Annotated in this window: 21 protein-coding genes and 1 tRNA gene; 12 read left to right on the forward strand and 10 right to left on the reverse strand. The window is 70.1% G+C overall.

All coding sequences use genetic code 11. The features are described 5' to 3' along the window. Positions 1-164: 164 nt before the first annotated feature. Positions 165-2,708: an ATP/GTP-binding protein gene (locus ABZ624_RS18955; RefSeq protein ID WP_360089684.1), complete on the reverse strand. Its 2,544-nt coding sequence runs from the start codon at positions 2,706-2,708 to the stop codon at positions 165-167. Positions 2,709-3,040: 332 nt separating this feature from the next. Here ABZ624_RS18955 and ABZ624_RS18960 point away from each other — a divergent pair, with 332 nt between their 5' ends. The 3 genes from ABZ624_RS18960 to ABZ624_RS18970 all read left to right on the forward strand — a co-directional run bounded on the left by ABZ624_RS18960 (position 3,041) and on the right by ABZ624_RS18970 (position 6,975). After that, the gene (locus tag ABZ624_RS18960; protein WP_360089687.1) at positions 3,041-5,752 is read left to right on the forward strand and encodes an AAA family ATPase; all 2,712 of its coding nucleotides are present in this window, start codon (positions 3,041-3,043) and stop codon (positions 5,750-5,752) included. A gap of 55 nt (positions 5,753-5,807) precedes the next feature. Further along, the gene (locus ABZ624_RS18965) at positions 5,808-6,179 is read left to right on the forward strand and encodes a 6-carboxytetrahydropterin synthase (protein WP_360089690.1); all 372 of its coding nucleotides are present in this window, start codon (positions 5,808-5,810) and stop codon (positions 6,177-6,179) included. Positions 6,180-6,498: 319 nt separating this feature from the next. Next, on the forward strand, positions 6,499-6,975 hold the full coding sequence (locus tag ABZ624_RS18970) for a site-specific integrase (protein ID WP_360089693.1): 477 nt from the start codon (positions 6,499-6,501) through the stop codon (positions 6,973-6,975). A gap of 82 nt (positions 6,976-7,057) precedes the next feature. On the opposite strand, the gene ABZ624_RS18975 is transcribed toward ABZ624_RS18970, so the two are convergent. From ABZ624_RS18975 to ABZ624_RS18985, 3 genes are all read right to left on the reverse strand, one after another. Continuing rightward, positions 7,058-7,131 (reverse strand) — tRNA-Pro (locus tag ABZ624_RS18975). A 65-nt stretch (positions 7,132-7,196) separates the two neighbouring features. Next, entirely contained in the window at positions 7,197-7,955 is a 759-nt protein-coding gene (locus tag ABZ624_RS18980) for a Pr6Pr family membrane protein (protein ID WP_360089696.1), read from the reverse strand. 175 nt (positions 7,956-8,130) lie between these two features. After that, on the reverse strand, positions 8,131-9,054 hold the full coding sequence (locus tag ABZ624_RS18985; RefSeq protein WP_360089699.1) for a metallophosphoesterase: 924 nt from the start codon (positions 9,052-9,054) through the stop codon (positions 8,131-8,133). Positions 9,055-9,205: 151 nt separating this feature from the next. Here ABZ624_RS18985 and ABZ624_RS18990 point away from each other — a divergent pair, with 151 nt between their 5' ends. Next, on the forward strand, positions 9,206-9,673 hold the full coding sequence (locus ABZ624_RS18990; protein WP_360089702.1) for a GatB/YqeY domain-containing protein: 468 nt from the start codon (positions 9,206-9,208) through the stop codon (positions 9,671-9,673). A 135-nt stretch (positions 9,674-9,808) separates the two neighbouring features. Here the strand turns inward: ABZ624_RS18990 and ABZ624_RS18995 are convergent, their stop codons facing one another. After that, the gene (locus ABZ624_RS18995) at positions 9,809-12,142 is read right to left on the reverse strand and encodes a transglycosylase domain-containing protein (protein ID WP_360089705.1); all 2,334 of its coding nucleotides are present in this window, start codon (positions 12,140-12,142) and stop codon (positions 9,809-9,811) included. A gap of 496 nt (positions 12,143-12,638) precedes the next feature. On the opposite strand from ABZ624_RS18995, the gene wblA reads away from it, so the two are divergent. Next, entirely contained in the window at positions 12,639-12,977 is a 339-nt protein-coding gene (wblA, locus tag ABZ624_RS19000) for a transcriptional regulator WblA (protein ID WP_132856581.1), read from the forward strand. A 793-nt stretch (positions 12,978-13,770) separates the two neighbouring features. On the opposite strand, the gene ABZ624_RS19005 is transcribed toward wblA, so the two are convergent. Beyond that, a complete protein-coding gene (locus tag ABZ624_RS19005; protein WP_360089708.1) occupies positions 13,771-15,180 on the reverse strand; it encodes an ArsA family ATPase in 1,410 nt (469 codons plus the stop codon). Next, positions 15,177-16,154, reverse strand: coding sequence for an ArsA-related P-loop ATPase (locus ABZ624_RS19010; RefSeq protein WP_360089711.1), 978 nt, complete (start codon positions 16,152-16,154; stop codon positions 15,177-15,179). Before ABZ624_RS19010 ends, ABZ624_RS19005 begins: the two co-directional genes overlap by 4 nt. 151 nt (positions 16,155-16,305) lie before the next feature. Here ABZ624_RS19010 and ABZ624_RS19015 point away from each other — a divergent pair, with 151 nt between their 5' ends. The 4 genes from ABZ624_RS19015 to ABZ624_RS19030 all read left to right on the forward strand — a co-directional run bounded on the left by ABZ624_RS19015 (position 16,306) and on the right by ABZ624_RS19030 (position 18,806). Beyond that, positions 16,306-16,467: a DUF4177 domain-containing protein gene (locus ABZ624_RS19015; protein ID WP_003975360.1), complete on the forward strand. Its 162-nt coding sequence runs from the start codon at positions 16,306-16,308 to the stop codon at positions 16,465-16,467. After that, a complete protein-coding gene (locus tag ABZ624_RS19020; protein WP_351243904.1) occupies positions 16,464-16,928 on the forward strand; it encodes a RidA family protein in 465 nt (154 codons plus the stop codon). Before ABZ624_RS19015 ends, ABZ624_RS19020 begins: the two co-directional genes overlap by 4 nt. Before the next feature lie 97 nt (positions 16,929-17,025). Then, positions 17,026-17,979 carry an NUDIX hydrolase gene (locus ABZ624_RS19025; protein ID WP_360089714.1) on the forward strand — a complete coding sequence of 318 codons (954 nt, stop codon included), beginning with the start codon at positions 17,026-17,028 and terminating at the stop codon, positions 17,977-17,979. After that, a complete protein-coding gene (locus ABZ624_RS19030) occupies positions 17,976-18,806 on the forward strand; it encodes an MBL fold metallo-hydrolase (RefSeq protein ID WP_360089717.1) in 831 nt (276 codons plus the stop codon). Before ABZ624_RS19025 ends, ABZ624_RS19030 begins: the two co-directional genes overlap by 4 nt. On the opposite strand, the gene ABZ624_RS19035 is transcribed toward ABZ624_RS19030, so the two are convergent. From ABZ624_RS19035 to ABZ624_RS19045, 3 genes are all read right to left on the reverse strand, one after another. Next, on the reverse strand, positions 18,803-19,246 hold the full coding sequence (locus tag ABZ624_RS19035; protein ID WP_360089720.1) for an SRPBCC family protein: 444 nt from the start codon (positions 19,244-19,246) through the stop codon (positions 18,803-18,805). The two genes, ABZ624_RS19030 and ABZ624_RS19035, sit on opposite strands and share 4 nt — an antisense overlap. Positions 19,247-19,260: 14 nt before the next feature. After that, positions 19,261-20,160, reverse strand: a complete 900-nt coding sequence (locus ABZ624_RS19040) for an RNA polymerase sigma-70 factor (protein WP_360089723.1) — start codon at positions 20,158-20,160, stop codon at positions 19,261-19,263. Between the two features lie 223 nt (positions 20,161-20,383). After that, a complete protein-coding gene (locus ABZ624_RS19045) occupies positions 20,384-21,058 on the reverse strand; it encodes a Crp/Fnr family transcriptional regulator (protein ID WP_030734182.1) in 675 nt (224 codons plus the stop codon). 276 nt (positions 21,059-21,334) lie between these two features. Here ABZ624_RS19045 and nth point away from each other — a divergent pair, with 276 nt between their 5' ends. From nth to ABZ624_RS19060, 3 genes are all read left to right on the forward strand, one after another. Further along, positions 21,335-22,345 (forward strand): endonuclease III, encoded by a 1,011-nt coding sequence (nth, locus tag ABZ624_RS19050; protein ID WP_360089726.1) that lies wholly within the window; start codon positions 21,335-21,337, stop codon positions 22,343-22,345. Between the two features lie 53 nt (positions 22,346-22,398). Further along, complete coding sequence (locus tag ABZ624_RS19055) at positions 22,399-23,124, forward strand: CoA pyrophosphatase (RefSeq protein WP_360089729.1); 726 nt, start codon at positions 22,399-22,401, stop codon at positions 23,122-23,124. Between the two features lie 95 nt (positions 23,125-23,219). Next, positions 23,220-24,419, forward strand: a complete 1,200-nt coding sequence (locus ABZ624_RS19060) for a MarP family serine protease (RefSeq protein ID WP_360089732.1) — start codon at positions 23,220-23,222, stop codon at positions 24,417-24,419. The last annotated feature ends 20 nt before the right edge of the window (positions 24,420-24,439 follow it).

Raw genomic sequence — 24,439 nt, forward strand, 5'->3', positions numbered from 1 at the left:
GATCCTTTGGGGGCGAAGTCTCACGACGGGGCCACCTCGTCAGGCTGATTGCAGCCGCCAACGCGAAGACAGCCCGTGCCGCAGCTCGAAAGCCCCGCGCACAGGCCACGTCTGGCCGAGCCGTGGCCGCCCGGCGCCGAAGCGCTCATCTCGTCGGCTGTGGCTTATCGGACCGTGCCCAGGTGATCGCGGCGTGTCGAAACGATGTTGCACCATCGTTCGCGCGTCCGCTGTTCCCCGTCGATCCACCGTGCCCGAGGAGTGTCCGTCGGGAGCGGAAGGTCGGCCATGAAGTGCGCGATCTCGACGTAGTACGCGTAGTCGCCGCTGCGGGTGAGCTCGCGCAGGCGGGAGATCCCGGCCGCGAGCTCGTCTCGGGCATCAACAACCGCATGGTGGAAGCACACCGCCAGCTGGAGCTTGGCCGCGGCGTAGGAGATGCCGGAGACGCCGATCTCGGCGAGGAGAACGGCGGACCGGTCCGGCAGGTCTGCCGCATACCCGGCGTCGCGTACCAATGCGGCGATGCGAGCGGTCATCTCGGTGGAGCGCAGGCTGAGGCGCGACAAGAGTCGTTCTGCCAGGTCGAGCTCGTCATCGGCCCGATCAGGGTTGGTGAAGGCAACGGCGAAGGCGAGATGCGCCTGGGACATTGCGGTCTCGCCGATCGCACCGTTCTGCTCGGCTTCGTTCCGGGCCGCCAGATAGGCGGCTGCCGCCCGGTCGATGTGGCCCTGGACCCACCACACGTCCCCGAGTACCCGATGGTGCCGCCCTCCCCAGCCCAAGCTTCCAGCGGCTTCCACTGTCGCGGGGAAGTCGCCGGACAGTCGGCTCAGATGCGCCAGCCCGCGTCCGGCGGCAACGGCCAGCCGACCGCCGGCGGAAGCAACGAGCTGCATGCCACGACGTGAATCCTCGGTCAGCCCGAGATCTCGCTGGGCCTTCGCCAGGTAATACGTGGCCAGTTCGATCAGCTCGTCCGGGAGCAGCCTCGATGCCAGGACGGCCGAGAGCCGCCTGACCGTACGCTCACGGTGCTCGTGTTGGCGGCGGGCGATGGCGCTGAGCGTCTCCAGCAGGGCATCCGCGGCAGTCTGCAGTCCGCCCGACGACGGGTCGTCCGCGGCAGGGAGTGCGAGGGGTTCCCAGACGGAATCTCCCACGTACTGGAATGCGGCATCAGCGAGCCAGCCGAGACCGAGACGGAAGTCCCGTGCGATGAGCAACCCTTGCTGCAGGCAGCCGACCAGGACAGCCCGGTCGCGTCCAAGGTCCTGGCGCCATTCCGATTCCAGGGCGCGGAAGGCACGCTGAGCGGCGCGCTGCCAGTCGTGGTCCGACCACCGGTCGTCGCTGCTGTCGTCCGCGCTACGGATAGTGGCGCGGATCAGGTCGTGGACATGGAAGGGCCATACCCCGGACGGCGACTCCCGGATGAAAGGACGCTCGGTCAGTCGTAGTGCCGGCGCGTCGTGGTCCATGCCGGCGACCTGGGTGGCCAGGGGGACGGAGAACGCGTTGAGCAGGCTGACGGAGCGCAGCACGTGGCGTTCCTCGGCGGTCAGGTCGCTGAGGGTGCGGGCGATCAGGGCGGGAAAGTCGTGGTCGAAGTCGGTGACCTGCGGCTGTCTGCCGCCACGCTGAAGTTCCAGGTAGCGCATGACCGACAGGTCCAGGTACAGAGGCAGGCCGTGTGAACGCTCGGTGATGATCCGGCGGACTGGTTCTTCGATCAGCGGCTGCCCGTCGCGGCTGAGCCTGCGGGCCAGGTAGTCCTCGCAGTCTTCGGGGGAGAAGTCGCCGATCAGGACCTGGTGACCGGAGAGACCCGAGCCGGTGTGTGCTGCACCGGGGACGAGGCCGGGCCACGCGTTCGGTCCGGTCCAGTCGAGTTGCCCCTCCAGGGTCGTCTCCGCCCACTGGAGGCGGTTGCGTCCGGTGACGACGAAGAACGCGTTGGGCATCAGCCACACGATGCGCTGGAGCAGGCGCTCGAGGTCGCGGTGGGTGCGGTCGCCGGTGTCCTCGAAAGTGTCCAGCAGGATCACGGGTAGTGCGCTCTTGTCGGCCGGGAGTCGGGCCAGGTCCCAGGCGAGAAGGTGGGGGTAGAAACTGAGGGCTTCCAGGTCGGGGTCGGCCTCCAGGAGGTCGGCCAGGCGGGAGCAGCCGGCGAGGGCGCGGACGGACTGGCGCCGATCGCGTAACGCCTTGATGAGTGCTCCGGCCCCCTGTCCGAGCGCGCTGCCGACGGTGCCGGGCAGGAGAAGGGTCTGAGCGATGTCGCTGAGGGCGGACTGCATCTGCTGCGGTAGAGCGGCAGCGGCGCTGAAGCGGCTCAGCAGCCCGCCCCGGCGCAGGTAGTCCTCGATCGGTTCGCCCGGGTGGTTGTGCTCCCAGTAGCGGCGCAGGGCGAGATCAAAGGCGGTCATCGGCCGGCCGAGCGAGGCGACGGCGAGGCGGATGGTGAGGATGACGCGTTCGAAGTCCATGCCCGTGGCACGCGCGAGATCGATGCGGACTGGCAGCGTCCGGTCCTCGGGATGGGACGGCGATTCCCATTGCACGGGACGGTCCTCGCTGTGGGCGAGCGACGCCTCGATCTTGCGGGAGAGCGTGGACTTGCCGATCCCGCCCACGCCGTGGAAGACGAGGATGTTGCGGCGGGGAGCTTCCAGGTCCTCCACGTCGAAGTCCGCACGGGTCACGTTCCGTACGTGCTCTGCGAGACCGGCCGCCACCGCCTGCCACTGTGCCTGCCGGTTCGTGAAGGCCTCACTGGCGGCGATGCTCCGGTCGTTCGAGCTGAACAGCGCTCGAAGATCCCGCCCTGCCACTGTCCCCCCTGACGATCAACTGGAGCCAATCTATTCCTCCTTGAGGACGGTGTGGCAAGCCCGCATTGAGGCAGGTCTGCAGATCGCGCCCGGCATACCGCAGTTGAGCGAGTAGCCCATGTGATGAGTCCGCCGTGAGACGTGTTTCAGATGATCTACCGTGGTCGACAAGTAACGCTGTGGGTACGGAAGTTCCGTGACGGATGACCGAGACGGGGGCTGTGGTGCAGACCGGGTTTGTCGACCGCGTGGAGCACATGGACGAGCTGCGCTCGTTGCTGACGGACGTGACCGAAGGGCGCGGTGGCCGGGCGATCGTGGTCGACGGCGTCTCGGGGATGGGGAAGTCTGCGCTGCTGCGGGCGTTCGAGGCGGAGGTCGCCGCCTCCCACGAGCCTGGCGTCTGTCGTGTCGTAACCGTGCGGTGTCAGCCGTCGATCGGGTCGGCTCTGCACTACGGAGCGATTGTCGAACTGCTCCTGCATCTCGCCCGGGATCAGGAGGTCAAGCAGCCCGGCGTCTTCCGCCGGCTCCTGAGCTTCACCAGTCAGGGCGTTGTCCGCTCTGCTCCTGAGGTGCTGTCCGCGATCGTGCCCGGCCTGGGCGCCCTGTTCACCCTGGGCAAGGAAGTGGCGGAGGCATCCCTCGCTTCTGGATCGATGCCGTTCGACAGCCTGCTGCCTTTCCAGCAGGGAGCAGCCGCGCAGATCGTGGACGCCCTGCTGGAACTCGTTCGACAGGGGCCGCCCACCGTCGTGCTCATCGACGACATTCAATTCGCCGATCCCAGCAGCCTGCTGGTCCTCGACCGGTTGTTGCGGCGGCTGCCCGGCGAACCGCTCGGCCTGGTGCTCAGCCACGCCACGGACGGCGCCTTCGTCGACGGCCCGGGATCCACGGTCGAGGACCTGGTGCACGACTGGGCGAAAGACGGCCTCCTGCGACGGCGGGTGCTGGGCGGTCTGCCACAGGACGCGGTCGCCGAGCTGGTGCGCTCCCGGCATCCGGAGGCCCCGCCGACTTTGTCGGAGCAGCTGACTCGGCTGACCGCCGGCCACGCCGTCTTCGTCACTCTCTGCCTGGAGGAATGGCGTCCGGACGCCGGCTCCACAGTCGAACTGCCCAGCAGCCTGTCGCGCGTGGTGGAAGAACGACTCCGGCTGCTCACCGAGCTGGATCGCGAACTGCTCATGATCGGGGCGACGCAGGGCGAGACGTTCCTGTCACGCACGGTTGCCGAGGTCAAGGGAGCACCCCACGACGAGGTGATGGAGCGACTGCGGCTCGTCGCCGCCCAGCACCGGCTCATCCTGCCGACACAGCCTCCCGGCTGGGCGCGCCTGGACGCATCCGACTGCTATCGGTTCGAGCACAGCGCCCTGTGGGGCGTGGTGTACGACCAGCAGACCCCTCAGCAGATGCGGTCCCGCCACGCCCGCATCGCGGCAGCGCTCACGACCCGCCCGATGGACGGGATGCCGCTGGAACGGCGGCTGGAGATCGCCCGCCATCTCCGCAACGGCGGAACCGAGTGCCTGCTCGCCTCAGCCGAGGCGCACTACGGGCTGGCCCGGGACGCCGCGATGGAGGGGTTGTCCTTCGCCGAGGCGGAGCGGCACTGCGAAGAAGTGATCAAGGCGGTCCGGGACCTGCCGCACCAGGAGGAGAGCCGGGACCAGTGGCTCGTCCAGGCCGTGGAACTGCTGCTGTCCCTGACAGAGGTGCGCTGGCGCGGCCAGCACCAGCCGGCCGGCGGGCCGGACATCGACGCCCTGGCCGCCGAGGCGGAAGCCGCGGCGAGACGCTGTTGCAGCCCCGAATTGGCGATCCGTACGACACTCCTGCGCGGCAAGACCCTGCTCGCGACCCAGGGTCTGGTGCCATCCCTGGACAAGCTCCGCGCAGCCGTGGAGCTGGCCGAGCAGCACGGCGATCCGGTTCCGCTCTTCGTGGCCCGCGTCGAGTACGGGCGGCAGGTGTCCAAGCGACGACTGGCCGACGGTCTGGCCCAGCTGCAGGAGGCCGAGCGCATGTACGCCTCCGATCCACGCCTCGGCGGCACCAGCGACCCGGTGCTGCAGCACGCCCGCAACCTGGGGGAGATGCAACTCGGCATCACCCTCTACGACAGCGGACACCTCAGCGAGGCCCATGCGCGGCTGAGCCGCTGCGTTCAGCGGCTGCGCGACGAGCCGCTGAAGGCGGAGCTGCCCATAGCGCTCAACTACCTGGCGCAGGTGCATGCGGGCCTCGGCGCGTACGAGGATGCAGAGGAGGTCTTGGGCGAAGCCCTCGCCTTCGAAGCCGAGCGCGGTGGCGACAGCGGTTGGCACGCCTACAACAAGGCGCTGCTCGCACATCTCCTCGTCCAGCAGTCGGCGAAGCGCGGCCAGGCGCTGGAACTGATCGCCGATGCGTGGGCGGAGACAGAGCGGACCTGGCTGGCCAACCTCGTCCCCATCGTCCGAAACCTGTACGCCGAGATCCTGCTTCTCGCCGCTGACGAACCCGGAGAACTCCTGGATCAGGCCGACCGCCTGGCTGTGGCCACCTGTGTCGAGACCCAGCGCAGCGGCATGATCCGCAGCGAGATCGCCGCGCACTCCCTCCGCAGCCGCATCCTGCTCCGGCGCGGCGACACGGTTGGAGCTCAGGAGCAGGCCCGACAGGCCGTTCGCATCCTGGACGAGGTCGGGGACATGCCCGCTCTCCGTACGGAGGAGGTTCTGTACCACTCCGCCGTGGTGCTGGCCACCGGGGGCGCGCGGGAGGAAGCATCCGCACTCCTCCAGCGGGCCCGGCGTGAGGTCGGCCGCAAGGCGGAGTGGGTCACCGACGACTTGTCGCGCGACCGGTTCCTCACGCGAGTCCCCCTCAACAACGCCATCCTCCACGGCGACGGGGTGGATCAGTGACCAGCCCGGACGGCCGACGAGGAGTTCTGACAGCAGGTGGCAGACTGGAGCCGTCATGCTGACGATCACCAAGGAGTTCCACTTCTCGGCCAGTCACGTCCTCGACCGGCTGCCGAGCTGGCACCCCTGCGCCCGCATGCACGGCCACAACTACGTCGTCGTGCTGGAGCTGTCCGCCCGCCGCGAGGACCTCACCGAGGCCGGCTTCGTCCGTGACTACCGCGAGCTCGACGCCTTCAAGAAATGGATGGACGACACCCTCGATCACCGTCACCTGAATGAGGCAATGGGGGGGGGTATCTCTCCGTCCGCCGAGAATCTGGCTGCCTGGATCTTCGACCTCTGGATCGACCGGTTTCCTGAGTTGACCGCAGTCAGGGTCTCTGAGACGCCCAAGACGTGGGCTGAATACAGGCCGTCGCGGTGAAGGGCGACGGCCGGCCCCTGCGACTGACTCGCCCCCTTCTTCATCCGGCTGCGCGGCGGCACTCTAGGCGCACCAGGGCGGCGGCCCGACGCTCAGGTTCCGGCCTCGGCCTCCGGCGGCGCAGCCCCATCAAGGGGCCGACCATCTGATGCCTGCTCGCGGTCCTGTCCCGGTGTACCCGGCGTGAGCTTCTTGGCCACCCTGATCACTTACCCTTCGAGCTGCATACCGCTCGGTGTTGACCCCGCCCTTCTGAGTGAAGGGTGGAGCCGTGTAGGTCGTTGGGCGCCTAGGAACGCATGTCGCGGTGTGGCGTTCGGTGCGCAAGCACGGTGAGACCAAGACCAGGAAGAGCCGCCGGACGATCGCTCTGCCGAAGCAGGTGGTCGAAGTCCTCGAAGAGCACATGCGATGGCAGAAGCAGGAGCGGGCGTCGAGAGGGATGGAGTGGAGCCCGGCCGGCCGTGTCTTCACGACGCGGAGCGGCGAGCCGCTCGCCGCAGCCAACGTCCGGCGCGACTTCAAGGCCATCGTGAAGAAAGCCGGGCTGAAGCCGGAGTGGACGCCGCGGGAGCTCCGGCACAGTTTCGTGTCCCTGCTCTCCGACCACGGCATCCCCTTGGAGCGGATCGCGCTCTTGGTCGGTCACAGCAGTCAGGCGACCACAGAGGCGGTCTACCGCAAGCAGCTCCGGCCCGTGATCACGCAGGGTGCCGAAGCGATGGACGACATCTTCGCCGAAGATCAGGAAGGGGAGGACACGGAGGACCAGGAAGAGGGCGACGCGGTGGCCTGATCAAATTCGTTTGGCCCCCTGTTTGGCCCCCGAGCACGACAGAGGCCCATTCACGATCACGTGAATGGGCCTCTGACCAGCGTCGGGGTGGCGGGATTTGAACCCACGACCTCTTCGTCCCGAACGAAGCGCGCTGCCAAGCTGCGCCACACCCCGATGTCGCTGCTCTCGCGGCGACGACGTTTACTTTAGCCCACCGGTGGCTGTAGACGAAATCCGGTTTAGACCCGGCGGCGGACCGGGGTAGGGCGGGTGTGGTCGAGGGCTATGAGGAGGACGGCGAGGGCGCGGATCCCGAGGCCCAGGAGGAGTGCGTTGGCCAGGGTGCTGCGGTAGCCGTGGGTGGCCGCGTCCAGGAAGGGATACAGGTAGCGGGAGGGGTCCGAAGGGGCGAGGAAAGCCGCTCTGGTCAGGGTGAAGGCCAGGTAGGCCAGGGGGTAGAGGAGCCAGGCGGCCGTCTGGCGGAGGTGCAGCCGGGCCGCGGGGGTCAGCAGCAGCCAGTCCAGCAGGGCCGCCGTCGGCGTCACCGTGTGCAGGATCTGGAGGGCCGCCCACTGGGCGTGCCAGCGCTCCGGGGTCGTCGTCGCGCCGGTCATGGAGAACGGGGGCGTCGTGTGGGCCAGGAGCAGGTGGTAGACGAGCGCCGCGACCAGGGCGTAAAGGAGTGCGGCGCCTGTCACGGCGGAGGGAAGCGGTCTGCGGGCCTGGCCGGCCCTGGATGCCGACAAGAACATGACGACGGCCAGCAGGATGTTGGCCTGGACGCTGAAGTAGCTGAGGGTGCGGGCCGGGGTGCCCAGTAGGAGCTCCAGGGCTACGCCGCCTGCCGCCGTCAGGGCGGTCAGCAGGCGGAAGAGCCCGACCATGGGGCGGCGCACCGGCGCCACCACCGCGGTGGCCGGGACAGGGTTGGGCAGCAGCAGGGGCGGGCCCGGGACCGCGGGCAGGTCCGGGAGGTCCCTGGGTATCGGGGCGGTCATGCACCTGACGCTAGGAGCGGGGGAGGGGTGGGGCTATTCGGTGTAGTCCGGATGGGTGTAGTCCGGATGGGCCTGGTTCGTATGGAGTGATGCGGGTGGGTGTAGCGGACGGGCGTGGTTCGGATGGGCTACGTCGTTCCGCGTTTCGGATGCCCCCGTACTTCGCGCGTCCGCGCTACCGCCCCACCAATGTCAGCAACGTCGCCTCCGGCGGGCAGGCGAAGCGGACCGGGGTGTAGCGGTTGGTGCCGCAGCCCGCTGAGACGTGGAGGTAGGAGGTGTGGCCGTCCGCCGTGTGGGTGGAGAGGCCCTTCACCCGGTCCGTGTCCAGGTCGCAGTTGGTGACCAGCGCGCCGTAGAAGGGGATGCACAGCTGGCCGCCATGGGTGTGGCCGGCCAGGATCAGGGGGTAGCAGTCCGCCGTGAACGCGTCCAGCGTGCGAAGGTACGGGGCGTGGACCACGCCGAGCGAGAAGTCGTACGACCCCGACGGCCCGCCCGCCACCCGGGCGTAGCGGTCGCGCTTGATGTGCGGGTCGTCCAGGCCCGTCAGCTCGATCGAGACGCCCTCGACCTTCAGGACACCCCGTGTGTTCGTCAGGTTCAACCAGCCCGCCTCGTCGAAGCCGTCGCGCAGGTCCTCCCACGGGTTGTGGATCGCGCCGACCGCCGGCGGGTTGCCGTTCAGACCGTGGCGGCCGCTCGTCTTCTCCAGCAGGTAACGGGCGGGGTTGCGGAGTTTGGGGCCGTAGTAGTCGTTGGAGCCGAAGACGTAGGCGCCCGGGAACTCCATCAGGGGTCCGAGCGCGTCCAGGACCTCCGGGACGCCCTCGGGGTCCGAGAGGTTGTCCCCGGTGTTGATCACGAAGTCGGGGCGCAGGCCCGCCAGCGACCGCAGCCACCGCTGCTTCTTGCGCTGGCCGCTCACCATGTGGATGTCGGAGACCTGCAGCACACGCAGCGGACGTATGCCCGGCGGGAGCACCGGGACCGTCACGCGTCGCAGGCGGAAGGAACGGGCCTCGAAGCCCGCCGCGTACGCCAGCCCGGCGGCGCCTGCCGCCATGATTCCCAGGGGTACTCCGTATCGCGCGCGCATACGCCCATCGTGTCAGACCCCGGCGGCACGGTGGGACCGGCCGCCCGGTCGGCGTCCCGGGGCCACGAGCATGGGCCGCAGTGCGCCGGCCTCCCTTGAGTCAGCTAAATCAGCGGGCGTTCGGGCCGGCGCACCTGCGACAATCGACCGCATGACCACCACGCTCAAGTCGAAGCTGCAGGACGACCTCAACGCCGCGATCAAGGAGCGCGACGAGCTCCGCTCCTCGACGCTCCGGCTGACGCTCGCGGCGATCACCAAGGAGGAGGTCGCGGGCAAGGAGAAGCGGGTGCTCTCCGACGACGAGGTCCTCAAGGTGATCACCCGTGAGGCGAAGAAGCGCCGCGAGGCGGCCGACGCCTTCGCGCAGGGTGGTCGTGCCGAGTCGGCCGAGCGGGAGAAGGCGGAGGGCGAGGTGCTCGCCGAGTACCTGCCCAAGCAGCTGTCCGACGAGGAGCTGAACGCGATCGTCGCGCAGGCCGTGGAAGAGGCGAAGGCGGCCGGTGCCGAGGGGCCGCGGGCCATGGGCGCCGTCATGAAGATCGTGAACCCGAAGGTGGCCGGTCAGGCCGAGGGCGGCCGCGTCGCCGCGGTGGTGAAGAAGCTGCTTCAGGGCTGAGCGATAGCGACAGCGACAGCTGGAGCCACAGGGATACGGCGGCGGGGCCGCGCCCTTCTTAGGAAGGGTGCGGCCCCGTGGCTTGCGAAGGGTGCGGCCCCGAATCTTGCGAAGGTGCGGCCCGTACGTGTGGCCTCAGCCCCGTCGGCCGCCGTTCCCGTTGCCGCCGTTGCCCTGGCCCTGGATGAAGTTGCCCGGGAAGGAGAAGGTCGGCTTCGGGACGGTGCCGCCGGTGGTGCCGCCGATCGCGCCACCGGTCCCGCCGTCCGTCGTTCCCCCGCCGGTCGTTCCCCCGTCCGTCAGACCGCCGATCAGTCCGCCGATCCCGCCCGTGCTGTCCCCGTGCTTGCCGCCGTGCTTCTTCCCGTGCCCGTTTCCGTGGTCGTCCCCGGTGTTGTCGTCGGGGATGTCGATCAGGTGGAAGTCCTCGTCCGGCTTGCCCTCCAGCGCGCCGGTCATCATGTCGCGCCAGATCGGGCCGGGTACCTCACCGCCGAACACCTTGTCGTGCGGTACGCCGCCGATGGTGATGTTGATCATCTTGCGCTTGTGCTGAGGGTCGCCGACCCAGACCGCGCCGGCCATGTTCGGGGTGTAGCCGACGAACCAGGCCGCGAAGCGCTCGTCCGTCGTGCCGGTCTTGCCCGCGCTCGGGCGGTCGCCGAGACCGGCCTCCTGACCCGTACCGTCCTCGACCACGCCCTTGAGGAGCGTGCTGACGGTGTCCGCGGTCTTCTCCGACATCGCGCGTGAGCAGGTCGACTTCGGCACCGGAAGGGACTTCACCTGGCTGCCGATCTTCTGGGTGATCGACTCGATGGCGACCGGGGTGCAGTACATACCGCGCGAGGCGAAGGTGGCGTACGCGTTGGCCATCGTCAGCGGCGACATCTCCTGCGTGCCGAGCGCGATGGACGGGGCCTGGTCGATCTTGCGGCCGTCCGCGCGCTCCACACCCATCTTCTTGGCCATGTCGATGACCGGGCAGATGCCGATGTCGCTGATCAGCTGCACGTAGTAGGTGTTGACCGACTTGGCGGTCGCTTCCTTCATGCCGTACGGGCCGTGCTCCGACTCGTTCTCGTTCTTCAGCTTGGCCGGCTTGGTCCGGCTGTTGTGCCAGACCCGGCCGTTGCACGCCTGTACGGGGCTCGGGTACGGCATCTCGTACGGCGACGAGTACTCCTGCGTCGGCGGCTTGCCGCCCTCGATCGCGGCCGCCGCGACGATCGGCTTGAACGTCGAACCCGGCTGGTAGCCGGCGCCGCCGCCCATGTCCGAGTTGACGGAGAGATTGATCTGCGTCTCGTTCTTGCCGAAGCCGTACGGGCGGGACTGGCCCATGGCGAGGATCTTGCCGGTGCCCGGTTCGACGATGGCCGCGGCCGTCGCCACCTCGTCGGACTGGTAGACGTGGTCCTTGATGGACGTCTGCGCGGAGTCCTGCGCCTGCGGGTCGAGCGTCGTACGGATCGTCAGGCCGCCCTCGTTCCAGAGCTTCGCCCGGGCTTCCTTGGTGGTGCCGAAGACAGGGTCGTTGAGGACGGTGTCGCGTACGTAGTCACAGAAGAAGCCGGCGCCGCGGACCGCGGTGATGCAGCCGTTCTTGGGCCGGCTGGGGTGCAGGCCGAGCGGCTTCTCCTTGGCCTGGTCGGCCTCCTTCTGGGAGATGTCGCCGAGCTCCGCCATCCGCTGGAGCACGACGTTGCGCCGCTTGGTGGCCTCGGCGTCGTCGTTGACCGGGTCGTAGCGGCTCGGGGACTGCACGATGCCGGCCAGCAGCGCCGATTCCTGGACGTTCAGGTCCTTGGCGTGCTTGGAGAAGTAGCGCTGGGCGGCGGCCTCGACGCCGTAGGCCTGCTCGCCGAAGAAGGTGATGTTCAGGTAGTTCTCGAGGATCTTCTTCTTGCCGAGCTTCTCCTCGGTCTGGATCGCGTACTTCAGCTCGCGGATCTTGCGGCCGAGCGTCTGCTGGGTGGCCTCGGCGACCTTCGTCGGGTCGTCGCCGGCCTCCTCGATGAAGTAGTTCTTCACCAGCTGCTGGGTGAGCGTGGAGGCACCCTGCGCGACACCGCCGCTCTGCGCGTTCTTGTTCAGGGCACGCAGCACGCCCTTGAGGTCGATCGCGCCGTGCTTGTAGAAGCGGGAGTCCTCGATCGCGACGATCGCCTTCTGCATGTACGGCGAGATGTCCTTGAGTTCCACCACCGTACGGTCACGGGAGTAGACGCTCGCGATCGGCCTGCCCTGGTTGTCCAGGATGGTCGTGCGCTGACTGAGCTGGGGGCTCTTCAGGTTGTCCGGGATCTCGTCGAAGCTCTTGACCGAGCCCTTGGCCGCGAGGCCCAGTGCGCCGGCCGCGGGCAGCGCGATGCCCGCCATCACGGCTCCGGCGAGCACACTGACACCGAGGAACTTGGCGGCCTGCTGCGTTGGCGACAGACCACCGCCCGAGCGCTTCTTTGGCATGGGGGCAGCCTAATCCGTACTCATGAGCGTTCCGAGGGAGCGGCTCTCCCTCGGGATGTTCGGGTGCCGGATCGTGACGGCAGCGCAACCTGACCTGCCTACGTTTCCATTTCCCGGACATGCGCGCAGGCCTTGGCCTAAGCTGCTCTCAACTGTCACAGCACTGCGGCCACGTATCAATACGTCCGGCGACCCCGAATCGTTCCGGAGGTGCCCCGATTTTTTGATGGGGACGTGCCCGAATCCGCCTCGTGTGTCACGTGGCGCCCGATGTGACGCACCGCAGAAGTCCCGGTTTGCCGGGATGATCACGCATGTCACCAGCTCACTCCCCCGGGTGATCTGCCGCTTACCCATAGTCCGTTCGGACCATTCAAGATTGGGCCCGACGGGGGTGTTGCCCGGTGCCCACCTTCCGTAACGTCCTCAACTGGCGGCGGTGAATATGCCGCTGCCGCCGTGGGGGAGCCTCGATTCGGGAGAGGACGGCGCCGGTATGGGCTGGGTAACCGACTGGAGTGCGCAGGCTGCCTGCCGCACTACCGATCCGGATGAACTGTTCGTTCAGGGAGCAGCGCAGAACAGGGCCAAGGCGGTGTGCACCGGATGCCCGGTACGCACCGAATGCCTGGCCGACGCGCTGGACAACCGCGTCGAGTTCGGCGTGTGGGGAGGTATGACGGAGCGGGAGCGCCGCGCACTGCTGCGCCGCCGGCCCACCGTGACCTCCTGGCGCAGGCTGCTGGAGACGGCCCGCTCGGAGTACGAGCGCGGCACGGGCATCGTGCCCCTCGACAGCGACGAGGTGTACGAGAACTACGCGGCGGTGAGCTGAGGGCATTCCCTCCGGCACATACCCGGGGCACAGCTCCAGGGGACGCCGAGTGGGTACACACCCGGGGGTTCCGGGAAGAGACGGCTCCGGGGAGCGATGGGTCCGGAAGTGACGGGTCCGGGGAGCGACAGGTCCGGGAGCGATGGCTCCGGAAGTGACGGGTCCGGGAAGCGACAGGTCCGGAAGCGACGGCTCCGAGAAACGCCGGTCCGGCCTGCGCCCGGGGAAGCCGCTATCGGTCTTGCGGCTTCGCCTGCGGAGACGGCCCGGGTGGGCTGAGGCGTCCTGCGCAGGGAAGGCCTTTGCCTGCCTTGCATCCGCGCGCATGCCGGCCATGCCGAGCGCGCGTGTGCCACCACGCGCGTACGACAGCCCCTGGCGCACGTACGACGGCCATCTGCGCACGTACGACGGCCACCCGCGTGCTTGCGACGGCTCGCCTGCACGCACATACGGCCACCCGCGTGCCTGCGACCGCTCACCTGCACGCACATGACGGCCACCCCGCGTCGGCGACCGCTCGCGTGCGCGCGTGCAACCGCTCGCCCGCGCGCATACGACGGCCACCTCCGGGCCTGCGACCGCTCACCTGCACGCACATGACGGCCACCCACGTGCCTACGACCGCTCGCGTGCAACCGCCGCTTGCCTGGGCATGCGGGGCCACCGCCTGCCTGCGCATGCGCGACCGCTCGCTCACGCGGGCCTGACGGTCATCTGCGCGCCCACGACCGCTCACCGCGCGAGGTGCCGCGCAGTCTGCCGGTCGCCCGGTCACCGTCCCGTGGCCGCGCTACGGCAGTTCCGTGTGCTCTGCCGTGCCCGCTGCCAGCAGGGCGCCGATGTCGCGCAGGCCCGCGAGGTCGTGGACGTCGCCGGGCAGCGCGGGTACTTCGACCACCGCCACCTCGGGGTGACGGGCGGTGAAACGGTCACGCGTGCGCTGCTCCCGCGAGAGCAGCTGCATGCGATCGGCGTGCAGTCGCAGCAGCCCCGCGGTGAGCCGGTCGACGGAGCGTTCCGCGTCGGCGGGGGAGCCTTCTTCGGAAGGGGCGTCGATTGCGGCCTCGGATGCGGGAGCTCGCGAACTGCCGTATGGGTCGGGAGAGTTACGAAGTCCAGCTTTCCCGGACCCCTGATCCACAATGCGGGGGTCCTCAAGATTTTCGGCGGCGGCGAGCGCCCGCTCCGCCGACAGCCGGCCCGCGTCGCTGCCATGAACCCGGTTCAGCACCAGACCCACCAGCGGCATCTTCTCCTCGGCCAGCCGCTCCACGAAGTACGCCGCCTCGCGGAGCGCGTCCCGCTCCGGGGCCGCGACCACCAGAAACGCCGTGCCGGGTGCCTGGAGCAGTTTGTACGTGGCGTCCGCGCGCGTACGGAACCCGCCGAAGGTGGTGTCCATCGCCGCCACGAACGTCTGGACGTCCTTCAGCAGCTGGCCGCCCAGCAGCTTGCCGAGGGTGCCGGTCATCATCGACATGCCGACGTTGAGGAAGGCCATCCCCGCGCGTCCGCCGAGCTTGGCGGGAGCCGTCAGCAGCCGGATCAGCCGGCCGTCCAGGAAGGAGCCGAGCCGCTTGGGCGCGTCCAGGAAATCCAGCGCGGAGCGGGACGGCGGGGTGTCGACCACGATCAGGTCCCACTCGTCCTTCGCGCGCAGCTGGCCCAGCTTCTCCATCGCCATGTACTCCTGCGTGCCCGCGAAGCCCGCCGAGAGGGACTGGTAGAAGGGGTTCGACAGGATCGTGGCCGCCCGATCGGGGTCCGCGTGCGCTTCCACGACCTCGTCGAAGGTGCGCTTCATGTCGAGCATCATGGCGTGCAGTTCGCCGCCCGCCCGTCGCCCGCCACCGCCCTCGACCGAATCGCTGCGCGATGCCCCTCCTTGATCCTCGACGCCCTTCACCCGGCGCGGGACGTTGTCGAGCGAGTCGATGCCCATCGACTGGGCCAGCCGCCGCGCCGGGTCGATGGTCAGCACGACCACCTTGCGGCCCCGCTCGGCCGCTCTCAGACCGAGGGCCGCCGCGGTCGTCGTCTTGCCGACCCCGCCCGAGCCGCAGCACACCACGATCCGGGTCTTCGGGTCGTCCAGCAGCGGGTCGATGGCGAGGGTGCGCGCGGGGGAGAGACCGTGGGCCTTCTCCCGCCCCTCGGCCGTCACCGCCGTCTCGGGTGCCTCGGCCGGGTCCGGACTCATGACAACCCCTGCTTCCGCAGCTCGGTGGCGAGTTCGTACAGGCCCGCCAGGTCCATGCCCTCGGCGAGCAGCGGCAGTTCACCCAGCGGCAGGCCCAGCTCGCCGAGGACCGCGCGCTGCTCCTGCTCCAGCGCGTACCGCTCGGCGTACTCCGCGGCCTGCTGCAGCAGCGGGTCCACCAGCTTCTCCGCGTTGCCGCCACGCCGGGCCCCGCCCAGCCCGGCCGCCGACAACGCCTGTGCGACAGAGGAACGCTCCACGGTCCGTACGAGTTCCAGGTCGGCCGCGTCCAACACCTCCGGCCGGACCATGTTCACGATGACCCGGCCCACCGGCAGCCGCGCGGTGCGGAGTTCGGCGATGCCGTCGGCGGTCTCCTGGACCGGCATCTCCTCCAGCAGCGTCACCAGGTGCACCGCCGTCTCCGGCGACTTCAGCACCCGCATCACCGCCTGGGCCTGGTTGTGTATGGGGCCGATCTTCGCCAGCCCCGCCACCTCGTCGTTGACGTTCAGGAAGCGGGTGATGCGGCCGGTCGGCGGGGCGTCCATGACGACGTAGTCGTACGCGAACCGGCCGCTCCTGTCCTTGCGGCGCACCGCCTCGCACGCCTTGCCGGTCAGCAGGACGTCCCTGATGCCCGGTGCGATGGTGGTGGCGAAGTCGATCGCACCGAGCTTCTTCAGGGCCCGGCCCGCGCCACCGAGCTTGTAGAACATCTGGAGGTAGTCCAGAAGGGCCAGTTCGGGGTCTATGGCGAGGGCGTACACCTCGCCGCCCCCCGGAGCGACCGCGATCTTCCGCTCCTCATACGGCAACGCCTCCGTCTCGAAGAGCTGGGCGATGCCCTGCCGGCCCTCGACCTCCACGAGAAGCGTCCGCTTCCCCTCGGTCGCGAGGGCCAGCGCCAGTGCGGCGGCGACCGTCGTCTTTCCGGTCCCGCCCTTGCCGCTGACGACCTGGAGCCTGCTCACGTCTTCGAGACTAACCAGTCCGGCCGAGACTCACGCGGGAGGCTGTGGATAACGCTGGTCACAGCCTGCTGCCCGGCCTGTGGACAACGCCGGACACAGCCGGCCCCGGTCGCCGCCGTCCCCGCCGGTCGCAGCGGCTACAGTCGGCCCCATGACCAAGTGGGAATACGCAACCGTGCCGCTGCTCGTCCATGCCACGAAGCAGATTCTGGACACCTGGGGCGAGGACGGCTGGGAGCTCGTCCAGGTCGTGCCCGGGCCGAACAACCCCGAGCAGCTCGTGGCCTACCTGAAGCGGGAGAAGCAGGCATGAGCGCGGTCGAGGCCAGGCTGGCCGAACTGGGGCTGACCCTGCCGGAGGTCGTACCGCCGCTGGCCGCGTACCAGCCGGCCGTGCAGTCCGGCGTGTACGTCTACACCGCCGGCCAGCTGCCGATGGTCGAGGGCAAGCTGCCGGTCACCGGCAAGGTGGGCGCCGAGGTCACGCCGGAGGAGGCCAAGGACCTGGCCCGTACGTGCGCGTTGAACGCGCTGGCCGCGGTGAAGTCCGTCACCGGCGACCTGGACCGCATCGCGCGCGTGGTGAAGGTCGTCGGCTTCGTCGCCTCGGCCGCCGACTTCACCGGGCAGCCCGGTGTCGTCAACGGCGCCAGCGAACTGCTCGGTGAGGTCCTCGGCGACAAGGGCGTGCACGCCCGCAGCGCGGTCGGCGTCGCGGTGCTGCCGCTGGACGCGCCGGTCGAGGTCGAGATCCAGGTGGAACTCGCCCCGTAACCGCACCGGACGCACCGGAACACGCCGGAACACGCCGGAACACCTCTGACCTCGGGCACCTCTCGAACATTCGCCCTACACGGGATAGCCTCCGGCCATGGCGAACGGTCAGTGGTACCCCCCGGAGTGGCCGGACCGCATCCGCGCGCACGCGGACGGCACGCTCACCCCGGTGTCCCCCAGACGCGCGGCCACGGTGCTGCTCCTGAAGGACACAGAGTCCGGTCCGGTCGTCCACATGCTGCGCAGACGCGCCTCCATGGCCTTCGCCGGAGGCGCGTACGCCTATCCCGGAGGCGGGGTCGACCCGCGCGACGACGACCGCCTGGTGCGCTGGGCGGGCCCCACGCGCGCGTGGTGGGCGGACCGGCTGGGCGTCGACGAGCCGGGCGCCCAGGCGATCGTCTGCGCGGCCGTACGGGAGACGTACGAGGAGGCGGGCGTCCTGCTCGCCGGGCCCGACGCCGAGTCGGTCGTCGGCGACACCACCGGCGACGACTGGGAGGCGGACCGGGCCGCGCTGGTCGCGCGTGAGCTGTCGTTCGCCGAGTTCCTGGACCGGCGCGGGCTGGTACTGCGCTCGGACCTGCTGGGCGCATGGACCCGCTGGATCACCCCGGAGTTCGAGGCCCGCCGCTACGACACCTGGTTCTTCGTGGCCGCCCTGCCCGCGGGCCAGCGCACCCGGAACGCCTCCACCGAGGCCGACCGCACGGTGTGGATCCGCCCCGCTCAGGCCGCCGCCGGCTACGACAGGGGCGAACTGCTGATGATGCCGCCCACCATCGCCACCCTGCGCCAGCTGCTGCCGTACACCGGCGCCGCCGAGGCACTGGCGGCGGCCCCCGGGCGCGACCTGACGCCGGTGATGGCGCGCGCCCGCCTGCGGAACGGCGAGATCGTCCTGTCCTGGCCGGGGCACGAGGAGTTCACCAAGCACATCCCGACCGATCCGACGACCACCGGCACGAGCGCTGCGGCGAGCACCGGGACGAGTACCGGGACCAGTGCTGCGACGACCGCCGAGACGACGGGTGGAGGCCCCGTATGACCGACGCAAGCGCCCTGCCGGGCCAGCCCCGCGGCCAGGTGCTCTCCGGCCCCGCCACCGAACGGGCCGTCAACGTCCTCGCGCCCAACGCCTCCGCGATGACCCTGGACGGCACCAACACGTGGATCGTCGCCGAGCCGGACTCCGGTCTCGCCGTGGTGATCGACCCGGGCCCGCTGGACGACGGCCACCTGACCGCGGTCGTCGACACCGCCGAGAAGGCCGGCAAGCGCATAGCCCTGACCCTGCTCACCCACGGCCACCCCGACCACGCCGAGGGCGCCGCCCGCTTCGCGGAACTGACCGGCACACGCGTGCGTGCCCTCGATCCGGCGCTGCGCCTGGGCGACGAGGGCCTGGCCGCCGGCGACGTGATCACCGTCGGCGGCCTGGAGCTGAGGGTCGTACCGACCCCCGGGCACACCGCGGACTCGCTGTGCTTTCATCTCCCGGCCGATCAGGCGGTGCTGACGGGCGACACCGTCCTCGGGCGCGGTACGACGGTCGTGGCGCACCCCGACGGCCGTCTCGGCGACTATCTGGACTCCCTGCGCAGGCTGCGGTCCCTGACGGTGGACGACGGCGTGCACACCGTCCTGCCCGGCCACGGGCCGGTCCTGGAGGACGCGCAGGGCGCCGTGGAGTTCTACCTCGCCCACCGCGCCCACCGGCTCGCCCAGGTGGAGACGGCGGTCGAGGACGGCTACCGCACCCCCGCCCAGGTCGTCGCCCACGTGTACGCCGAGGTGGACCGCTCCCTGTGGCCGGCGGCGGAACTGTCGGTACGGGCCCAGCTGGACTACCTGAGCGAGCACGGGCTGATCTAGCCGGCGAGCGCCTTCTCGGCGGCGTCGAGGATGTTGCCGAAGGTACGCGTGATCACCGGGCGGGCCAGCAGCCGGGTGAGCGGGGCGCCCAGCAGCGGCAGGGGGATCTCCGCCCGGGTGGTCCACCGGACCAGGGTGCCGCCGTCCGTCTCGGTGAACGTCATCCGGCCGAGCTCGTGCCGGGACGGCGGCACGCTCCGCTCCACGACGTACTCCGTGGCGTACGGCGGGTCGTACCGGGTGATGCGCTCCCGGAACCAGCCGATCAGCCACAGGTGGCTGCGGACGGCGCCGACGCCGTAGGGCGCGGCCTCGCCGTGCCGGGCCAGCCGGCAACGCAGCACCAGGGGTGAGGCGGTGTAGTGGGTGGTGGTCGTGAGCCAGGTGAACACGTCCTCGATGGGGGCGTCGATGGTGCGTTCCACGGTCATGGTCTCCATGCCTGCCGGCCTCCTCAGCCGAGTGATCCTCTGTCGAGTGCGCCTCTGTCGAGTGGCCGCACCAGGTCGGCGCGGCCCAGTTTGTCCGGGTTGCGCATGCCGTAGAGGCCGGTGATCCGTCCGTCCCGGATCTCGAACGCCACCAGCCAGTCCAGCGCGTCGCCGGCGAGGAACCGCGCGGCGGGCATGCCGTTGTAGCGGGCGGGTTCGACGCGGGCCGTCGTCGCACTGGTGCGGTACACGCCGAGGACGAACCGGGCGACGTCGTCGCGCCCGGTGACCGGACGGCGGGCGGCGACGGCCTTGCCACCGCCGTCGGAGATCACCACGACATCGGGCGCGAGCAGGTCCATCAGGGCCTGTACGTCGCCGTTCGCCGCCGACCGCAGAAACCGTTCGACGATCTCCCCGGTGGCGGCGGAGTCGGGCTCGAAGCGGCGGCGCCGTGCGTGAACGTGGCCCCGCGCGCGGTGTGCGATCTGCCGGACGGTGCCCTCGGCCTTGCCGATCGCGGCGGCGATCTCGCCGTGCGGGTAGCCGAACACGTCGTGCAGTACGAACACCGCGCGCTCGGTCGGGTTCAGCGTCTCCAGGACCAGCAGCATGGCCATCGACACCGACTCGGCCAGGACCACGTCCTCGCCGACCTCGGGCTGGGTGCGGATCGGCTCGGGCAACCAGGCGCCGACGTACTCCTCGCGCCGGGCCCTGACCGCGCGCAGGTGGTTGAGCGCCTGCCGGGTCACCGTGCGCACCAGGTACGCGCGCGCGTGCTCCACCGTGGCCGGATCGACCTCCCGCCAGCGCAGATAGCTCTCCTGGAGTACGTCCTCGGCGTCGGCGGCGCTGCCCAGCATCTCGTAGGCGATGGTGAACAGCAGCGGGCGGTGCTCGGTGAAGGCGTCGTCGGCCATGATCCGTCCCGGCTCCTCTCTTCGGACGGCACTGAGACACTTCCGGAAGGCGAACCGTGACAGCCCGCGGCTGTGATGTGCGCCACGCTCACGGCGTGCACGCGCGCGTACGCGTCGGCGAGTCGGGGGCCCGGGGTGGCAACCCCCGGAGACGGGCGGGCACGACAGCGGGGCCCGGCTCACGAGGAGCGGGGCCCCGAGGGTCGTACGGCCGGGACCGGCGTCAGCGCGACCGCTTCGCCAGCCTCTCCACGTCCAGGAGGATCACCGCCCGCGCCTCCAGGCGGAGCCATCCGCGCTGGGCGAAGTCCGCCAGTGCCTTGTTCACGGTCTCGCGCGAGGCGCCGACCAGCTGCGCCAGTTCCTCCTGCGTGAGGTCGTGGACGACGTGGATGCCCTCCTCGGACTGCACGCCGAAGCGGCGCGAGAGATCCAGCAGGGCGCGCGCCACGCGGCCGGGGACGTCGGAGAAGACCAGGTCGGACATGGCGTCGTTGGTCTTGCGCAGGCGGCGGGCGACGGCGCGCAGCAGGGCGCCGGCCACCTCGGGCCGGACGTTCAGCCAGGGCTGGAGGTCGCCGTGGCCGAGACCGAGCAGCTTGACCTCGGTCAGCGCGGTCGCGGTCGCCGTGCGCGGACCCGGGTCGAAGAGCGACAGCTCGCCGATCAGCTCGCCGGGGCCGACGACGGCGAGCATGTTCTCGCGGCCGTCGGGGGAGGTGCGGTGCAGCTTGACCTTGCCCTCGGTGACGACGTACAGCCGGTCGCCCGGGTCGCCCTCATGGAACAGGGAGTCGCCGCGTGCGAGGGTCACCTCACTCATGGAGGCGCGAAGCTCCGCGGCCTGCTCGTCGTCGAGAGCCGCGAAGAGCGGGTTGCGCCGCAGAACGTCGTCCACTGAGTTCTCTCCTTGTCGACCTGCTCAGGGGATCTTGCTCCCCCGAGTGCCAGGGGACCGTGTTCCCCATTTTGCCGGACGGTCCAAACAGTGTGATCTGTCACAAGGATGCCGCACAGGTGTCCCAAGGTAAGCGTCAGGGGTCCAATCGGGGTCCGATCAACGGGGCCCGGGGCGGATGTCGGTGCCGGGCTCTAGGCTGGCCGGGTGTCCAAATCGCCGGTGACAGCACAGGACAAGGGGGTTGAGCGGGTGGTTGTACGTCGCGATTCCGCTGTGGGCGAACAAGGCTCGGACGGTGGTGAGAAAACCAGAAAAACGGCTAAAAAGGCCACCGCCGCCAAGAAGGGCACGTCCGCCAAGAAGGCCGTCTCCGCCAAGAAGGCCGTCTCTGCGAAGAAGGTCACCGCCGCGAAGAAGGCCGTGGCGACCGGCAAGGCCGTGGCGACCGGCAAGGCCGTGGCGGTGAAGAAGGCGGCGCCCGCCAAGAAGGTCGCCGTACAGCCGCCGAGGGACGAGTCCCGTACCGCGCTGGTCCGCCGCGCCCGCCGCATCAACCGCGAGCTGGCCGAGGTGTATCCCTACGCCCATCCCGAGCTGGACTTCGAGAACCCCTTCCAGCTGCTGGTCGCCACCGTGCTGTCGGCCCAGACCACCGACCTGCGCGTCAACCAGACGACCCCGGCGCTCTTCGCGAAGTACCCGGCCCCCGAGGACCTGGCCGCCGCCAACCCGGAGGAGGTCGAGGAGATCCTGCGCCCCTGCGGGTTCTTCCGGGCCAAGACCAAGTCGGTGATGGGCCTGTCCAAGGCGCTCGTCGAGGACTTCGGCGGCGAGGTCCCGGGCAGACTGGAGGACCTGGTCAAGCTGCCCGGCGTCGGCCGCAAGACCGCCTTCGTCGTGCTCGGCAACGCCTTCGGGCGGCCCGGGATCACCGTGGACACCCACTTCCAGCGGCTGGTGCGGCGCTGGCAGTGGACCGGGGAGAGCGACCCGGACAAGATCGAGGCCGCCGTCGGCGCGCTGTTCCCGAAGAGCGACTGGACCGACCTCTCCCACCACGTGATCTGGCACGGCCGCCGTATCTGCCACGCCCGCAAGCCCGCCTGCGGCGCCTGCCCGATCGCCCCGCTCTGCCCGGCCTACGGCGAGGGCGAGACCGACCCGGAGAAGGCGAAGAAGCTCCTGAAGTACGAAAAGGGCGGCTTCCCCGGCCAGCGGCTCAAGCCCCCGCAGGCCTACCTCGACGCGGGCGGCAAGCCGGCCCCGCCGCTGGGGGCCGTGTGACGGAACGATCTCGGGGCCCTCGGGCGTTGGACAGGCAGAGCGAGGGGGCGGCGATGGCGAGGGCCAGTGAGACACAGGGCGGTGCGGTGACGCGCGGTGCGGCGGCGCGCGGTCCGGTGACGCTCAGCAAGGAGGGGCTGCCGGAGTGGCTGGCGCCGGTGGTGCGGGCGGCCGAGACGGTCGAGCCGCTCCAGCTGAGCCGCTTCCTGCCGCCGGAGAACGGCTCGGGCCGCAAGTCGGCCGTGCTGATCCTGTTCGGCGAGGGTGAGCGCGGCCCGGAGCTGCTGCTGATGGAGCGCGCCGGCTCGCTGCGCTCGCACGCCGGGCAGCCGTCCTTCCCGGGCGGCGCGCTCGACCCCGAGGACGGCGACCCGCACACCGACGGCCCGCTCCGGGCCGCGCTGCGCGAGGCCGAGGAGGAGACCGGCCTGGACCCGTCCGGCGTCCAGCTCTTCGGCGTGCTGCCCGCGCTGTACATCCCGGTCAGCGGTTTCGTCGTCACGCCCGTGCTCGGCTGGTGGCGCAGACCCAGCCCGGTCGGCGTCGTCGATCCGAACGAGACCGCGCGGGTCTTCACGGTCCCCGTGGCGGATCTCACGGACCCCGCCAACCGCGCCACCACCATTCACCCCAGCGGCCACCGAGGCCCGGCATTCCTGGTCGAATCGGCCCTGGTGTGGGGCTTCACGGCCGGAGTGATCGACCGCCTGCTCCACTTCGCGGGCTGGGAACGTCCCTGGCACCGGGAGAGACAGGTCCCGCTCGACTGGCACTCATGACAGGGTGTCGTCCGTGCTGTGTCTTTCCGGGGGCCGACCCCTGGACCCCCGGCCGGGCCGCGGGGAGCGGAGTGGAATAGGCGAGGCCTGAAGCAGTGAACGTGCTGGACATCCTGTTGCTGGTCGCGGCCGTATGGTTCGCGGTCGTCGGCTACCGCCAGGGTTTCGTCGTCGGCATCCTGTCGGTGATCGGGTTCCTGGGCGGCGGCCTCGTCGCCGTCTACGCACTGCCCGTGCTCTGGGACGCCGTGACCGGCAACGCGGATGTCGGCACCACCGCCGCCGTGGTCGCCGTGGTCGTCGTCATCGTCTGCGCCTCCGTCGGCCAGGCCCTGACCACCCACCTCGGCAACAAGCTGCGCCGTTACATCACCTGGTCCCCGGCCCGCGCCCTGGACGCCACCGGCGGCGCCCTGGTCAACGTCATCGCCATGCTGCTGGTGGCCTGGCTGATCGGGTCCGCCCTGGCCGGCACCACCCTGCCGACGCTCGGCAAGGAGGTGCGCGGCTCCAAGGTGCTCCTCGGTGTCTCCCGGGCGTTGCCCGCCCAGGCCGACACCTGGTTCGCGGACTTCTCCTCCGTCCTCGCGCAGAACGGCTTCCCCCAGGTCTTCAGCCCCTTCGCCAACGAGCCGATCAAGGACGTGGAGCCGCCCGACCCGGCCCTCGCGAACAGCCCGGTGAGCCTGCGCGCCCAGCGCTCGATCGTGAAGGTGACCGGCACCGCCCAGAGCTGCGGCAAGGTCCTGGAGGGCACCGGCTTCGTCTTCGCCGACCGCCGGGTCATGACCAACGCGCATGTCGTCGGCGGCGTCGACGCGCCCACCGTGCAGATAGGCGGCGTGGGCCGCAAGTACGACGCCAAGGTCGTCCTGTACGACTGGAAGCGCGACATCGCCGTACTCGACGTACCCGCCCTGAGGGCCCACGCCCTGCGGTTCTCGCCGCAGGACGCGTCCGGCGGCGACGGCGCGATCGTCGCGGGCTTCCCGGAGAACGGGTCGTACGACGTGCGCGCCGCGCGCGTGCGCGGGCGCATCACGGCCAACGGCCCGGACATCTACCACCGCGGCACCGTCCGCCGGGACGTCTACTCGCTGTACACGACCGTCCGTCAGGGCAACTCGGGCGGCCCGCTGCTCACCCCCGACGGCCGGGTGTACGGCGTGGTGTTCGCCAAGTCCCTCGACGACGCCGACACGGGCTACGCCCTCACGGCGGACGAGATCCGGCCCGACATCGCGCAGGGACGTACGGCGAACGAGCAGGTGGGCACGGACAGCTGCGCCCTGTGACGCTCCTGGAGAACGTCAGC

Source organism: Streptomyces sp. NPDC007205 (assembly GCF_040634095.1).
In the GTDB taxonomy this organism is placed as follows: domain Bacteria; phylum Actinomycetota; class Actinomycetes; order Streptomycetales; family Streptomycetaceae; genus Streptomyces.

Bases quoted from the DNA above. Each gene is read 5' to 3' on its own strand.
- ABZ624_RS18960 (WP_360089687.1), top strand. From the start codon at position 3,041: ATGACCGAGACGGGGGCTGTGGTGCAGACCGGGTTTGTCGACCGCGTG.
- ABZ624_RS18965 (WP_360089690.1), top strand. From the start codon at position 5,808: ATGCTGACGATCACCAAGGAGTTCCACTTCTCGGCCAGTCACGTCCTC.
- ABZ624_RS18980 (WP_360089696.1), bottom strand. From the start codon at position 7,955: ATGACCGCCCCGATACCCAGGGACCTCCCGGACCTGCCCGCGGTCCCG.
- ABZ624_RS18985 (WP_360089699.1), bottom strand. From the start codon at position 9,054: ATGCGCGCGCGATACGGAGTACCCCTGGGAATCATGGCGGCAGGCGCC.
- ABZ624_RS18990 (WP_360089702.1), top strand. From the start codon at position 9,206: ATGACCACCACGCTCAAGTCGAAGCTGCAGGACGACCTCAACGCCGCG.
- ABZ624_RS18995 (WP_360089705.1), bottom strand. From the start codon at position 12,142: ATGCCAAAGAAGCGCTCGGGCGGTGGTCTGTCGCCAACGCAGCAGGCC.
- wblA (WP_132856581.1), top strand. From the start codon at position 12,639: ATGGGCTGGGTAACCGACTGGAGTGCGCAGGCTGCCTGCCGCACTACC.
- ABZ624_RS19005 (WP_360089708.1), bottom strand. From the start codon at position 15,180: ATGAGTCCGGACCCGGCCGAGGCACCCGAGACGGCGGTGACGGCCGAG.
- ABZ624_RS19015 (WP_003975360.1), top strand. From the start codon at position 16,306: ATGACCAAGTGGGAATACGCAACCGTGCCGCTGCTCGTCCATGCCACG.
- ABZ624_RS19020 (WP_351243904.1), top strand. From the start codon at position 16,464: ATGAGCGCGGTCGAGGCCAGGCTGGCCGAACTGGGGCTGACCCTGCCG.
- ABZ624_RS19025 (WP_360089714.1), top strand. From the start codon at position 17,026: ATGGCGAACGGTCAGTGGTACCCCCCGGAGTGGCCGGACCGCATCCGC.
- ABZ624_RS19030 (WP_360089717.1), top strand. From the start codon at position 17,976: ATGACCGACGCAAGCGCCCTGCCGGGCCAGCCCCGCGGCCAGGTGCTC.
- ABZ624_RS19035 (WP_360089720.1), bottom strand. From the start codon at position 19,246: ATGGAGACCATGACCGTGGAACGCACCATCGACGCCCCCATCGAGGAC.
- ABZ624_RS19040 (WP_360089723.1), bottom strand. From the start codon at position 20,160: ATGGCCGACGACGCCTTCACCGAGCACCGCCCGCTGCTGTTCACCATC.
- ABZ624_RS19055 (WP_360089729.1), top strand. From the start codon at position 22,399: ATGGCGAGGGCCAGTGAGACACAGGGCGGTGCGGTGACGCGCGGTGCG.